The sequence below is a fragment of the Mesorhizobium sp. M0590 genome (genome assembly GCF_040320905.1).
Taxonomy (GTDB): domain Bacteria; phylum Pseudomonadota; class Alphaproteobacteria; order Rhizobiales; family Rhizobiaceae; genus Mesorhizobium.
In genome coordinates this window covers 114,797-127,470 of record NZ_JAMYQN010000012.1, presented here as the reverse complement: position 1 = coordinate 127,470, position 12,674 = coordinate 114,797, and the positions used below count along the sequence as shown (strand labels likewise).

General features: G+C 61.7%; 15 protein-coding genes. 4 read left to right on the top strand and 11 right to left on the bottom strand.

The features are described from left to right. The first annotated feature begins 168 nt into the window (after window positions 1-168). Window positions 169-573: a metalloregulator ArsR/SmtB family transcription factor gene (locus NKI52_RS20630; protein ID WP_352570428.1), complete on the top strand. Its 405-nt coding sequence runs from the start codon at window positions 169-171 to the stop codon at window positions 571-573. Here the strand turns inward: NKI52_RS20630 and NKI52_RS20625 are convergent. The 8 genes from NKI52_RS20625 to NKI52_RS20590 all read right to left on the bottom strand — a co-directional run bounded on the left by NKI52_RS20625 (window position 570) and on the right by NKI52_RS20590 (window position 6,809). Continuing rightward, entirely contained in the window at window positions 570-1,253 is a 684-nt protein-coding gene (locus tag NKI52_RS20625; protein ID WP_352589592.1) for an SEL1-like repeat protein, read from the bottom strand. The two genes, NKI52_RS20630 and NKI52_RS20625, sit on opposite strands and share 4 nt — an antisense overlap. A 5-nt stretch (window positions 1,254-1,258) precedes the next feature. Then, window positions 1,259-1,831 (bottom strand): acetolactate synthase small subunit, encoded by a 573-nt coding sequence (gene ilvN, locus NKI52_RS20620; RefSeq protein ID WP_023676680.1) that lies wholly within the window; start codon window positions 1,829-1,831, stop codon window positions 1,259-1,261. Window positions 1,832-1,897: 66 nt separating this feature from the next. Then, window positions 1,898-3,649: an acetolactate synthase 3 large subunit gene (locus tag NKI52_RS20615; protein ID WP_352570430.1), complete on the bottom strand. Its 1,752-nt coding sequence runs from the start codon at window positions 3,647-3,649 to the stop codon at window positions 1,898-1,900. Between the two features lie 352 nt (window positions 3,650-4,001). After that, window positions 4,002-4,136 (bottom strand): hypothetical protein, encoded by a 135-nt coding sequence (locus NKI52_RS20610; protein WP_352699311.1) that lies wholly within the window; start codon window positions 4,134-4,136, stop codon window positions 4,002-4,004. Next, window positions 4,130-5,161 carry a PcfJ domain-containing protein gene (locus tag NKI52_RS20605; RefSeq protein WP_352699309.1) on the bottom strand — a complete coding sequence of 344 codons (1,032 nt, stop codon included), beginning with the start codon at window positions 5,159-5,161 and terminating at the stop codon, window positions 4,130-4,132. Before NKI52_RS20605 ends, NKI52_RS20610 begins: the two co-directional genes overlap by 7 nt. Window positions 5,162-5,380: 219 nt before the next feature. Then, on the bottom strand, window positions 5,381-5,908 hold the full coding sequence (locus NKI52_RS20600; protein WP_352699307.1) for a GNAT family N-acetyltransferase: 528 nt from the start codon (window positions 5,906-5,908) through the stop codon (window positions 5,381-5,383). A 21-nt stretch (window positions 5,909-5,929) separates the two neighbouring features. Next, window positions 5,930-6,241, bottom strand: coding sequence for a hypothetical protein (locus NKI52_RS20595; RefSeq protein ID WP_352575156.1), 312 nt, complete (start codon window positions 6,239-6,241; stop codon window positions 5,930-5,932). A gap of 1 nt (window position 6,242) precedes the next feature. Beyond that, the gene (locus NKI52_RS20590; RefSeq protein ID WP_352644866.1) at window positions 6,243-6,809 is read right to left on the bottom strand and encodes a helix-turn-helix domain-containing protein; all 567 of its coding nucleotides are present in this window, start codon (window positions 6,807-6,809) and stop codon (window positions 6,243-6,245) included. 150 nt (window positions 6,810-6,959) lie between these two features. Between NKI52_RS20590 and NKI52_RS20585 the strand changes: the two genes are divergently transcribed. Beyond that, entirely contained in the window at window positions 6,960-8,786 is a 1,827-nt protein-coding gene (locus NKI52_RS20585) for an ATP-binding protein (protein ID WP_352699305.1), read from the top strand. Window positions 8,787-8,822: 36 nt separating this feature from the next. Here the strand turns inward: NKI52_RS20585 and NKI52_RS20580 are convergent, their stop codons facing one another. From NKI52_RS20580 to miaA, 3 genes are all read right to left on the bottom strand, one after another. Further along, window positions 8,823-9,209, bottom strand: a complete 387-nt coding sequence (locus tag NKI52_RS20580) for an ester cyclase (RefSeq protein ID WP_023676687.1) — start codon at window positions 9,207-9,209, stop codon at window positions 8,823-8,825. Window positions 9,210-9,341: 132 nt separating this feature from the next. Further along, on the bottom strand, window positions 9,342-10,136 hold the full coding sequence (locus NKI52_RS20575; RefSeq protein ID WP_023676688.1) for a GGDEF domain-containing protein: 795 nt from the start codon (window positions 10,134-10,136) through the stop codon (window positions 9,342-9,344). 104 nt (window positions 10,137-10,240) lie between these two features. Next, window positions 10,241-11,209 (bottom strand): tRNA (adenosine(37)-N6)-dimethylallyltransferase MiaA, encoded by a 969-nt coding sequence (gene miaA, locus NKI52_RS20570; protein WP_352456562.1) that lies wholly within the window; start codon window positions 11,207-11,209, stop codon window positions 10,241-10,243. Here miaA and serB point away from each other — a divergent pair. Then, window positions 11,199-12,086 carry a phosphoserine phosphatase SerB gene (serB, locus tag NKI52_RS20565; protein ID WP_023676799.1) on the top strand — a complete coding sequence of 296 codons (888 nt, stop codon included), beginning with the start codon at window positions 11,199-11,201 and terminating at the stop codon, window positions 12,084-12,086. The two genes, miaA and serB, sit on opposite strands and share 11 nt — an antisense overlap. Beyond that, window positions 12,083-12,655, top strand: coding sequence for a GNAT family N-acetyltransferase (locus NKI52_RS20560; RefSeq protein ID WP_023676690.1), 573 nt, complete (start codon window positions 12,083-12,085; stop codon window positions 12,653-12,655). Before serB ends, NKI52_RS20560 begins: the two co-directional genes overlap by 4 nt. Window positions 12,656-12,674: the final 19 nt, after the last annotated feature.

Genomic DNA, 12,674 nt, shown 5'->3' with positions numbered 1-12,674 from the left:
ATGAACATTTCCGGACCACAGCCTTGCCTTCTGGCGCGTCTTCCGTTACTTAGGCAGTAAGCTAATCGTCTACTACTACGAATTAGGTATTTAGGCAATAGTCTAAATGAAAATAAGAAAAGCGGACCGAGGCGCAGCCAACACCTCGGCATCACAAGGTGGCAGACAGTGATCGAAGATGCAGAGCACGCAGCGGATGCCGAAACGGCTGCTCACGCAAATGGCGCGATACAGCGCGTGTTTGAAGCGCTATCTTCAGCGCCCCGGCGCAAGATCCTCGCCTATCTTGCGCACTCTTCCCTAACGGCGGGCGAGATCGCGGCGCGCTTCGAGATGTCGAAGCCGTCGATCTCGCAGCATTTGAGCATTCTGGAGACGGCCGGGCTCATCGCCAAGGAGCGGCACGGACAGTTCATCCACTATTCTCTGGTCCAGAACAATCTTGTGAACACGCTGAATGGATTTGTTCAGGATGTCTGCCCGGTATCGCGCCCTATCAAGAGAGAAAGCAAAGAACTTGGTCGAGGCGAGGCAGCGCAAAGATCGCACTTGCGCAAATCTGAAAAGCCCTAGCGGCTTTGCATCGTTTTCATGAGCGCCTTGGCGTATCGGCAGGCGTCAAATTCCACAGCGATCTCGCAAGACTTTTTGTAGGCGGCCATCGCCTCGGCTTCGTCCACAGAGACGCCTTCACCATGCTGAAGGGCGCTGCCATACATGGTGCAACCCCAGGCATCGCCCTCATTGCAGCTCAGCTTGAATGTGCGATAAGGGCAAGATTCATTGGCACTACCGGCGGCAAGCAGTTTGTTTAGCCCAAGCCGACCCAAGAGAATTCCCGCGCCGCGATTTGTGCAGCCGCCGATACTGCCAGTAGCGCAGGCCTGGGCGAACATCTCCTCGGTCCATTGCTTGTCTTCTGGCGAGTGCTCCTGGATGACCCTGGCCGTCTCGAAACAGGCTTCGCCCCTGCGTCCGTCGAAACACCGCTTGGCACAGGCCAAGACGTCTTTCTCACAACCTTGGTAATCTATTCCCGGCGTGGAAAAGAGCGCGTCATCGACGCCCGACGCCCTGCGCCAAATATCGGCCGGGCATTGTTGGAAATAGTAGCTCGGTGTGCCCCTGCGGTCGATTTCTTCAAACAATTTCGGCAGCACTGACTTGTCGAATACCGGCTCCTGGCTGGCCGCCGCCGTCGTGACCGCAAGAACGATTGCGCCGGCGCCTGCTAGAATTGCCGCCGCGAGCATTATGATCACATCCCTTGCGGGCCGCGGTTCATCGCCGCCACTCCGGTACGGCAGATTTCAACTAGCCCGAGCGGTTTCATGATGGCGATGAACTGATCGAGCTTGGAGCCCTTGCCGGTGATCTCGAAGATGAAATGCTCGGTGTTGGCATCGATGACGCTGGCGCGGAATGCATCGGCGAGCCGGAGCGCCTCGACGCGGGCTTCGCCGGTGCCGGCGACCTTGACCAGCGCGAGTTCCCGCTCCAATGGCCGCTCCTGTCCGAATTCCTGCGACCGCACGGTGAGATCGACGACGCGGTGCACCGGCACGATGCGCTCGAGCTGGTGCTTGATCTGCTCCAGCACGTGCGGCGTGCCGCGCGTCACGATGGTGATGCGCGACAGGTGCTTTTCGTGCTCGGTTTCCGAGACCGTCAGGCTCTCGATGTTGTAGCCACGTCCGGAAAACAGGCCGATGACCCGCGCAAGCACGCCCGGCTCGTTGTCGACCAGGACCGAAAGCGTGTGGTTCTCTGGTTTTTCCGTCTCCTTGGCGATAAAATAGGCGGAGCCGGTCGGTTGCAACTGTGCGTTCATGACATGGATCTCGATTTCAAACTTTTGCGCTAATCTGCTGTTTCCGCACAGCTTCCTCGAACCAGGCTACACCAGTTCCCTGCCCTTGGCGTCGATCGCGTTGGCTACAGCTTCGTCGGTCGCCTCGTCAGGCAACAGCATCTCGTTATGCGCCTTGCCCGACGGAATCATCGGGAAGCAGTTGGCGAGCGTCGCCACGCGGCAGTCGAACAGGACGGGCTTCTTGACCCCGATCATCTCCTTGATAGCGTCATCGAGCTCGTCCGGCTTGTCGCAGCGAATGCCGTGGCCGCCATAGGCTTCGGCGAGCTTGACGAAATCCGGCATCGCCTCGGTGTAGGAGTGCGACAGCCGGTTGCCGTGCAGCAGCTGCTGCCACTGCCGCACCATGCCCATATATTGGTTGTTGAGGATGAAGATCTTGATCGGCGCCTCGTGCTGCACCGCCGCGCTCATTTCCTGCATCGTCATCTGCACCGAGGCGTCGCCGGCGATATCGATGACCAGCGCATCCGGGTGCGCGATCTGCACGCCGAGCGCGGCCGGCAGGCCGTAGCCCATCGTGCCCAGTCCGCCGGAGGTCATCCAGCGGTTCGGCTTCTCGAAATGATAGTGCTGTGCCGCCCACATCTGATGCTGGCCGACCTCGGTGGTGATGTAGGTGTCGAGGTCCTTGGTCAGCGCATAGAGCCGCTGGACGGCATATTGCGGCATGATCACCTCGTGGTTCATCTTGTAGGCGAGCGAATCGCGCGCGCGCCATTTGGCAATCTGCTCCCACCACGGGTGAAGCGCTTTCTTGTCGGCCTTGGCGGTTGCCCGCCACAGCCGCACCAGATCCTCCAGCACACGCCCGACATCGCCGATGATCGGCACGTCGGTGTGGACGTTCTTGTTGATCGATGACGGGTCGATGTCGATGTGGATCTTCTTCGAATTCGGCGAGAACGCGGTGAGCCGCCCGGTGATGCGGTCGTCGAAGCGCGCGCCGATGCAGAGCATGACGTCGCAATCGTGCATCGCCATGTTCGCTTCATACGTGCCGTGCATACCGAGCATGCCCATCCAGTTCTTGCCCGACGCCGGATAGGCGCCGAGGCCCATCAGCGTCGAGGTGATGGGAAAGCCGGTGAGGTCGACCAGCTCGCGCAGCAGATGGCTCGCCTCCGGGCCGGAATTGATGACGCCGCCGCCCGAATAGATGATCGGCTTCCTGGCGCCGGCCATCAGCTCGACCGCCGCCTTGATCTTTTCCAGATCGCCCTGGACCTTCGGTTGGTAGCTGGTGCGCGGCGCCGTCTGCGGCGGGACATAGATACCCTTGGCGAACTGCACGTCCTTCGGAATGTCGACGACGACCGGACCGGGGCGCCCTGTGGTTGCCACATGGAAGGCCTCGTGGATCGTTGCCGCGAGCTCGTTGACGTCCTTCACCAGCCAGTTGTGCTTGGTGCAGGGCCGCGTGATGCCAACCGTGTCGCACTCCTGGAACGCATCCGAGCCGATCAGCGAAGTCGGCACCTGGCCGGTCAGGCAGACCAGCGGGATCGAATCCATCAGCGCGTCCTGCAATGGCGTCACCGCATTGGTGGCGCCCGGCCCTGAGGTCACCAGCATGACGCCGGCCTTGCCGGTCGAGCGCGCATAGCCTTCCGCCGCATGGCCCGCGCCCTGCTCATGGCGGACGAGGATGTGCTCGACCTCGTCCTGCTGGAAGATTTCATCGTAGATTGGCAGAACCGCGCCGCCCGGATAGCCGAAAACATGCTTGACGCCGTTGTCCTTCAGCGCCTGCACCACCATTTCGGCGCCAGTCATTTCGCCCCTTGGCATTTCAGTTCTTGGCATCTCGCGCCGCTCATTCTGTCCACTGCTCATCGGTCTGGTCCCGTACTGTTCGCCATCTGGCGATTGCTGGTCGTTTAGTCGTATTTCGGGCAATAAAAAAGGCCCCCGAGGGAGCCTGTGTCTTGCGCATGGGAGGTCACCGCCCGGCGGTTACACCGCCTTGCCCACGCGCTTTCCTACGAGAATGAGTGCCTTTTTCATGGTGGCGGACAATAGAATTGGTTTGACGCCGCTGTCAACGGCGAATGTGCACTTGGCCTGACGTCGGCACATCCGCCCATTGTGCACCCGCGCCGCCTTTCCGCCGCGCGGGTCTTCCGTTTCAGGCGCAGAGCACCACACCCCTCGCCTTGGCCCAGCGCTCGATGATCTTGCGCTCCTCGAGCGAGGCGAGACGGTTGCCGAAACCGCGCACCTGCACCGCACGGTTTTGCGGGTCGAGTTCGATCGTCAGCAACCGCTCGATCTTGCCGAGCGCCGAGCGCCGCAGCACCCAGATCGAGGCATTGCGGTGATGCATTTGGCCGCGTATATCGAGACGCAATGATGCATCGCCCGGCTCTCGGCGACCAGATCCTCGGCTGTCTTCAACTGACGGATGAAGAAACGCTCGCCATGCGCCTTTGCCTCCTTGGTCGACGGCTGCCAGTCCCAATCGTCGAGGCGCGAGCCGTCCCAGGCGCGACCCTGCGACTGCGTCCCGGCAGTATGCGTGGCCCGCCCGGCAGCCCGGCGGCGCATTGCCTCGATGCGTTCGATCGCGGCAATGTCTCGATGCCATTCCAGCATCTGCCGACGCAGCGAGGCGAGCGTGCGACCCTTCAGGCTGTACGCCGCATCGCGCTGGTGCACGGCGCCGATATAGTCGCATAGATCGTCGATCTCCTCCTTCGACGCGGGTTGCCCGCAGAAGAACCGTGTCACCTCGCGCCAGAAGGCCAGATCGTTACGTGGCGTGCGCGCGATTTTCGACTTGGCAAGTCGGGCCGCCAACCCGGAATCATCCGTGTAGGACCGGACGATCGCCACCCAAAAGGCCTCGTCGAACGTGAAATCGCCGGGCAAGTTCAAGAAGCAATGCACCTCCTTGCGAGACAGCCACGCACAGGCGCCCGCCTTGTAAAGCGAGTCACCACGCGCCACTGCGATATACCAAGCCTTGCGAAGCGCGATCTCGCCGGCATTCAACGCCGAGCTGTCCAGCCAGATCCCCTCGAGCGCGGCTGTAACCGGGTAGCGCGCATAGAGATGACGCGCCGCGGCCAGCCGCAGCCGCGCGGGGTCGCGCGTCTTCAGCTTTGGACGCCACAGCGCGCCGTCGCGGATTGCCATGCCGGCAAAGCCCCGACGTGCCTCGTCGAGCGCCCGCTCGAAATCCGGAGCGGGACGCGGGACGGGAAAAACCCGCCGCAGCGTTACGGCATATGCTTCAATGCGTTCGCGCTCGGCATCCTGCCTGCGCTGGATCATGGACTTTGCCATGGCCGTTCTTCCTGATTGGAACCCTGTCGGCCGCACGCAATTCCAGCGTCGGCACGGAATGTGTCGATCTGGATCGCCGGGTCATTGACAGGTCTCCTTTCAGGACGACGGATCAGAATGGGCGGCTTCTCTAAGGTCGCCGCCAATTTGACGCAAGAGCTATTCTTTCCATGCCCGCGATGGTCTGACTGGTGTTGCAAAGGTGCATCGTTGTCGCCATCAGCGTGTCCGGCCGACGCGTTTCCAGTAGATGAGGGTGCCTGTCAGCCCGCCATGCGGCATCAGCGCATAATCCGGTATTTCGCCGGCCAGCGTGAAGCCGAGCTTTTCATAGAGGCCGGAAGCCCCCTCCTCTTTTGCCGTGTCGAGGACCAACAGCGTGCGGCCTTTCTCCACGGCAACGGCTTCCGCCGCCTCCATCAGGCGGGTTGCGATGCCCTTGCCGCGATAATCGAGGCGGGTCATCAGCTTGGCGATCTCGGCCCGGTGCGGCTGGTTGGGAGGGCAGTCGAGCAGCAAGGTGACGGTGCCGACCAGAGCCTCGCCGTTCCAGGCCCCAAGCACCGCCCTTTCGCCTCTGGCGGCCGCATGAAGCGACCTGTTCCAGAAGGCCGCGGCCATCTCCGGCGCCAGCGGATGCATGAAGCTGACCGAGCCGCCGGCGGCGACTGTCCCGATCAGCAGATCCGCCAGCATTTTTTGCGTTCCGTCAGTCCTGGTGAGTGGCCTGATTTCGATCGAACTCATGTGGTTCCCCTGCGCCGTCCGTCAATCGAAATGACTGATCCGCTTCCGCTTCCTGGCCCGCCGGATTTCCGCGATGCGATCGGCGTCTTCCTCTTGCAGATGTCGCCCGCGTTCCAGCAGTTCGAGCGTGTATTCCTCATAGGTCAGGCCCAGCCGCTCGGCCTTGTCCAGCCGCATCAGCATGATCTCGCGGCTCGGCACTTTCCATGCCTGGGCATGGGCGGTCCGCCAGGCAAGAAACACATAGGGCTCACCCTTGCCCCAGGGCGGACCGTTATAGTCGTCAAGCGGCGGACCGCCATTGTCGGAGCGTTTCGGACGGCGCGCCTTCACCTCAGCTCCTGGCCAACGCAACCAGATAGTCGGCGGCGTCCGGCCCCGGAGCGTGAAAGACGCAATCGGATGGCGCGCCGAGCGCCAGGCAGTCGCCGGGTTCGAGCCGGTGAACGATGTCCCCCTCGGTGAATTCCAGCCGCCCGGAGATCAGCCATATCTGTTGCCTGATGAAGGCATAGGACGCCGCCGGGAAACTTACCTTGGCGCCGGCCGGCAACTGTATCCGGATCAGTTCGAGGGGTATGTCGGAGACCGGCGAAAGATGCCGCCGCACATAACCCGTAGCCGGATCGCGCCAGAGCGGCTGGTCACGTTCGCGAAGCAGGCCACCGCCCTGCAATTCCGCCCTTGCGATCAATGTGGACAGCGTCATGCCGAAGGCGGCCGCAATGCGCACAAGGAGCGCCGCCGTCGGGCTGGTCATACCGCGTTCTACCGTGCTCAGCATGGCTTTCGAAACATCGGACCGCTCCGCCAGCTCTGCCAGGGACCAGCCTCGAGCCACTCTTTCGGCATGTATTCGTCTGCCGATGGTCGAGGAGATGTCGTTCGCTATATCATCCATTAATCCAATATATCGAAATTTTTCTACCGAGCAACGGCCGTTTCATCCATTTTTCGCAAACTCCTTAATGTCCGCTAAACCATCCGGCCTCATCCCACCTTAACCCCGTTCGCCTAGGCTCATCGCTTGGAAAAAGGGATCGGCGTGTCCATGCTCGTTGAACGCGAAGCCTCCATTGGGGAACCAACTTTGCTGGAGCGCCGCAGGGCGGAGCAGAACGACAAGCGCATTCTGGGCAATGTCGTGCAATGCGACGGCGCGCGCGCCACCATCAGCGCCTATGCCGACGATATCGAAGGCACGGTCACCGGCCTGTGGAGCGTCGGCAAGATGATCTCGATCAATCTCGGTACATCACGAACCGTCGGCCTGGTCTATGAAATCGGCAAGTCGGATCGTGCCTGGAGCAGCGAGGGCCAGAATCCGATCGAGGTCAGCATCGAATTGATCGGCGAGGTGCGCGACGGTGCCGAACCCGGCGCGAAGCCGATCTTCGACCGTGGCATCACAACCTACCCGCATATCGGCGCCATTGCCCATCGTATCCGCAGCCGCGACCTGCAGGCCGTCTACGATCTCGCCGGTCGTCATTCGATCACCATCGGCACGCTGTCGCAGGACGAGGCCATCGACGCCAATATCGCCATCGACGATACGCTGGCGCGCCATTTCGCCATTGTCGGCACCACCGGGGTTGGCAAATCGACCGCCGTGTCGCTGCTCTTGCGCAAATCGATCGCCGCCCGGCCCGACCTGCGCGTGCTCATCCTCGATCCACACAACGAGTTCGCCGCGTCGTTGCCCGAACATTGCGTCAGGGTCGATTCGACGACCCTCGACCTGCCCTTCTGGATATTCAAGCTAGAGGAATTTGCCGAAGTGCTGTTTCGCGGCCGCGAGACGGTCCCGGAAGAGGTCGACGCCTTGCGCGATCTCATCCCCGCGGCCAAGAACCTCTACCGCAATCCGAACTCCGGCAACTATCTACGGCGCAGCACCGATGCGCTGACCGCAGACGCGCCGGTGCCCTATCGCATTGCCGACCTCATCAAGCTGGTCGACGAGCGCATGGGGCTGCTGGAAAGCAAGAACGATCGCCCGACCCTCAGGTCACTGAAGACACGTATCGAATCGGCGGCATCCGATCCGCGCTACCGTTTCATGTTCAACTCGCGCCTGATCGAGGACACCATCCACGAGACGATCGGCAACATCTTCCGCGTGCCGCATCACGGCCGCCCTGTGACCTGCTTCGAAATGGCCGGCATGCCGTCCGAGGTGGTCAATTCCGTATGCTCGGTGCTGGCGCGGCTGGCCTTCGACCTGGCGTTGTGGAGCGAAGGCCGCCTGCGGCTGCTCTTCCTGTGCGAGGAAGCGCATCGCTATATGCCGGCCGATCCGCGCCTCGGTTTCGCGCCGACGCGGCACGCGCTGTCGCGCATCGCCAAGGAAGGCCGCAAATATGGCTGTTATCTCGGCGTCGTCACCCAGCGCCCGGGCGAACTCGACCCGACCATCCTGTCGCAGTGCTCGACGTTCTTTGCCATGCGGCTCGCCAACGAGCAGGACCAGGCGATCATCTGCTCAGCGATCGCCGACTCCTCGGCTTCGACGCTGGCGTTCCTGTCTTCCATGGGCCAGCGCGAGGCCATTGCCTTCGGGGAAGGCGTGGCGACGACGATGCGGATGAAGTTCGAAAAGCTCTCAGAGGATTTGATCCCCGGCACCGCCAAGCGCGCGGACGCCTTGCGGTCCGAAACCGGCGACGAGGTCGACCTCGTGGCGATCGTCGAACGGCTGCGCAACGTGCCGAAATCACAGCAGGCAATGCCTTTCGCGGAAGTCGTCGATCAGGGCCGGCAGGCCGGCGATTCGGACTATCGCAAGCCGTCGGCCGCACGCACCCAGCGAAACGACGATTTCGACTTGCGCTACGGCCTCAAGCCGGCGACCTTCGGCCTGCGTCCCCCAGAATGATTGAGCCGAGCGACTTTTAGGCAGCGCTCGCAGATATCAAAGCTGAGTTTCGATGGCTGTCTTGTCTATAACTGACCACACCTGGCGAATTTTCCCTCTCTGAAACTCATAAAATACGTTCTCGGCAAACGAAATTCTCTTCCCGCTTACATCGAGCCCAAGGAACGTTCCCCTTGGCGCGCAGTCGAAGCTTAGCCGGCTCGCTACATAAGGCGGATCGGCAACCAATAGCTGAATGTCGAAGTAAAGGTCCGGAATTTCGTCGAAGTCTCTCACCAACATTTCGAGATAGCCGGACAATCCGAGCTTGCGACCGTTGTGGGTCACTTCATCATGAACAAACCGCCCCAGATTTGGCCAATCCTGCTTGTTCAGGCATGCAATATAGCCTCGGTAAAGACCGGAGAGATCGGATTTAGTCACGGCAACACCTCTATTTCCGCCAAGCCCCGCAAAGGCAGCATCTCAGCTTGACTGGGTGACGTCGGTCTGCGTGCACCGGAAACACAGAAAACGATACCAGACGGCCGGCATCACGAATTCAATGACGGAATTTCAGGCACAGACGCGGTTGCGCCCTTGCCTCTTCGCCTCATAGAGCTGGCGATCGGCGCGGCGATAGAACTCCTCGGCGGTTTCCTTGCGATCCCAGACGGCAAGCCCGACGCTGGTGGTGATTTTCAGTCGGACATTGCCCGTCAGCACCGACATGTTGGCGATCGCCTTGCGGATGCGCTCCGCGAATTTGGATAGCAGCTCGGCGTCCATATTGGGCGTGACCACCGCGAACTCCTCGCCGCCCAGGCGCGCCACCACGTCGTGATAGCGTGTCATGTCCTTGAGACAGTTGGCGACCGCCCGCAACACCTCGTCGCCGACATCGTGGCCGTGGCTGTCGTTGACCTGCTTGAAATGGTCGAGGTCGAGGATCATCAGCCCTACTGGTTTCTCGATGCGACGGAACTCTTCGAGATATTCCTTCAGCGCATCGTCGAAATAACGCCGGTTCTGCATGCCGGTGAGGCTGTCGGTGAGCGCCGCATGCTCTAGCGTCTCCGAACGCGCGCTGAGCGAAACGGTCATGGCGCGCAGCTTGCCTTCTTCCGTCGCCTGCTTTCGGATCAGCGGGTAGATGAAGAAAATGCCGAAGAACAGCGCAGTCGCCAGCAGCACGCCCGTCGCAAACAGCAGCTTGTTGAGATAGACGATTTCATCGAGTTCCGAAGGCGTATTGCTAATGTCGGCGGCCAGGGTTTGCAGGAGCCCATAGGCGTAAAGCGTCACCAGGCCGGCGGCCAGGATCACAAAAATAAAGACGAAAAAGGCTGATTCCGCCTTGTGGAAACGCATCTGCTCCCCGTTGGAAAGTTCGTAACGATCTTATGGCATGCGGGAACTTACGGACAGTTAACCTGGACAACTTCAACGCGAAATGTCCCCTCGGTGTCGACTTTTCAGGTTGCGCTCGAATGAGGGAGTGAGAGCATCGAGTCGATCCCCTCACCAGGACGCAATCTCTGCCATTCCGGGCCCAATTGGTGCCTGAACCAGGTCGCCTGCCGTTTGGCATATTGCCGCGTCGCGATTTTCGCGCGCTCGATGGCCTCGGGAAAACTGAAGGCGCCGGCCAGCGCGGCCTGAAGCTCGCGAACACCGATTGCTTTCATCGCCGGCAGGTCGGGATCGAGGCCGAGCGCTGAAAGCTGTTTCACCTCGTCCAGTGCCCCCTTGTCCAGCATGCGGTCGAAGCGAGCATCGATCCGCTCCACCAGCGCCGCTCGCTCCGGCTCGATGACGAAAAAGCGCGCGCTGCTCCTGTCGATCAACGGCCGGCCACGCGCGGCCTGCCAGTCCAGGATGGAACGCCCCGACGCGTCGAGCACCTCCAGCGCCCGCACGATGCGCTGGCCATCCGTCGGCTTAAGCATCATGCCGGCCGCAGAATCCTCGCGCAACAGGATGCGGTGCAATCTCACTGCGCCCTGTTCCTGGAGCTCGTAGCGCCAGCGATCGCGGATCGACTTCGGAATGTCGGGCATCTCCGAGATACCTTCCGTGAGCGCCCGGAAATAAAGCCCGGTACCGCCGACGAAAATCACTGGCCGCTCCGAGAGCGTGCCGTCGTCGATGAGCTTCGTGACATCACGCAACCAGGCGCCGGTGGAATAGGCGGTGGACGGATCGACGTGTCCATAAAGAAAGTGGGGGACGCGGGCGAGTTCGGCAGGACCAGGCCGCGCCGTCAGCACGTCGAGCACCGAATAGCCTTGCATAGAATCGGTGTTGACGATGACACCGCCATTGCGCTCGGCGAGGTCGAGTGCGAGCGCCGACTTGCCGCTGGCGGTCGGCCCGGCTATCAGGATCGCGTTCTTCACGCGGCCTTCGCCCGCCTGTCCGCTGGAATTTTCGATGCCGCTGATCGCCACGCTTCTATCCCATCCCGCCGGCCGCGCATTGACGCCGACGCTAGCGAATATGGCCTCGCGGTCGGTCGGCGCAAGCGCTGTTCGCTGGCTGGCCGAAGGCATCGCCTGCGAACTCGACTTGCCGGAGACCGCCGACGCTTCCGAAATAACGGCGCGCCTGCAGGCCGCGCTTGCTTCCGAACCGATCGACGTGGCCGTCCAGCCGGCTGAGAACAGGCGCAAGAAGATCCTGATCGCCGACATGGATTCGACAATGATCGACCAGGAATGCATCGACGAGCTTGCCGACGAGATCGGCGTCAAGGATCGCGTCGCCGCCATCACGGCGCGATCGATGAACGGCGAGATCGCATTCGAGCCGGCCTTGCGCGAGCGTGTGGCGCTGCTCAAGGATCTCGATGCCGCAATCATCGACCGCATCATCGACAATCGCCTGACGCTAGCCTCCGGCGGCCGCACGCTCGTCCAGACAATGGCGGCCAATGGCGCCTGGACGGCGCTGATCTCCGGTGGTTTCGACATCTTCACCACCCGCATCGCAGCATTGCTCGGCTTTCACGAAAATCGCGCCAACCGCCTGATCGAGCAGGATCGCCGCTTCACCGGCTTGGTCGCCGAACCGATCCTCGGCCGCGCCGCCAAGGCCGAAGCCCTTATCGAGATTTCCGCCCGCCTCGGCCTGACGCCTGCCGATGCCATTGCCGTCGGCGACGGCGCCAACGATCTCGACATGATCCGTCTTGCCGGCATCGGCGTCGCCTTGCATGCCAAGCCGGCCGTGGCAGCCGAGGCAAAGATCCGCATCGACCACGGCGACCTCACCGCCTTGCTTTATCTGCAGGGTTATCGCCGGGAGGAATTTGTCGAATGACGCCGATCCGCACCGAGCGCCTGATCCTGCGCAACTGGGGAGATCGTGACCGCGAGCTCTTCCATCGCATCAATTCCGACGAGCGCGTCATGGAATTCTTTCCGTTTCGGCGCGACCGTGCCCAGTCGGACGCCAAGATGGAGGAGTTGCGCGCGGCTATCGATCGCGACGGCTTCGGCTTCGCGGCCGCTGAGATCGCAGCCACAGGTGAATGCATCGGCTTCGTCGGCATAACCCGAACCGATCATTTGCCATTCCTGCCGCCCGGCACGATCGAGATCGGCTGGCGGCTGGCACCCGAATTCTGGGGCCGCGGCTATGTCACCGAAGCAGCCGAAGCCTGGCTGACCTATGGCTTTGAAAGACTTGGCCTCGACGAAATCGTGTCCTTCGCAGTCAAGGATAACAGCCGGTCCACTGCCGTCATGGAGCGCCTGGGCATGATCGCCGACCCGGCCTCCGACTTCGACCATCCCGGTGTTCCGGACAGCCACACCGCACTCAGGCGACATGTCTTCTACAGGCTGCCACGCACAGACTGGCAGGCAAGAAAAAGGGCGGCCCGCTAGCCGCCCTTTTTCGTTTCAA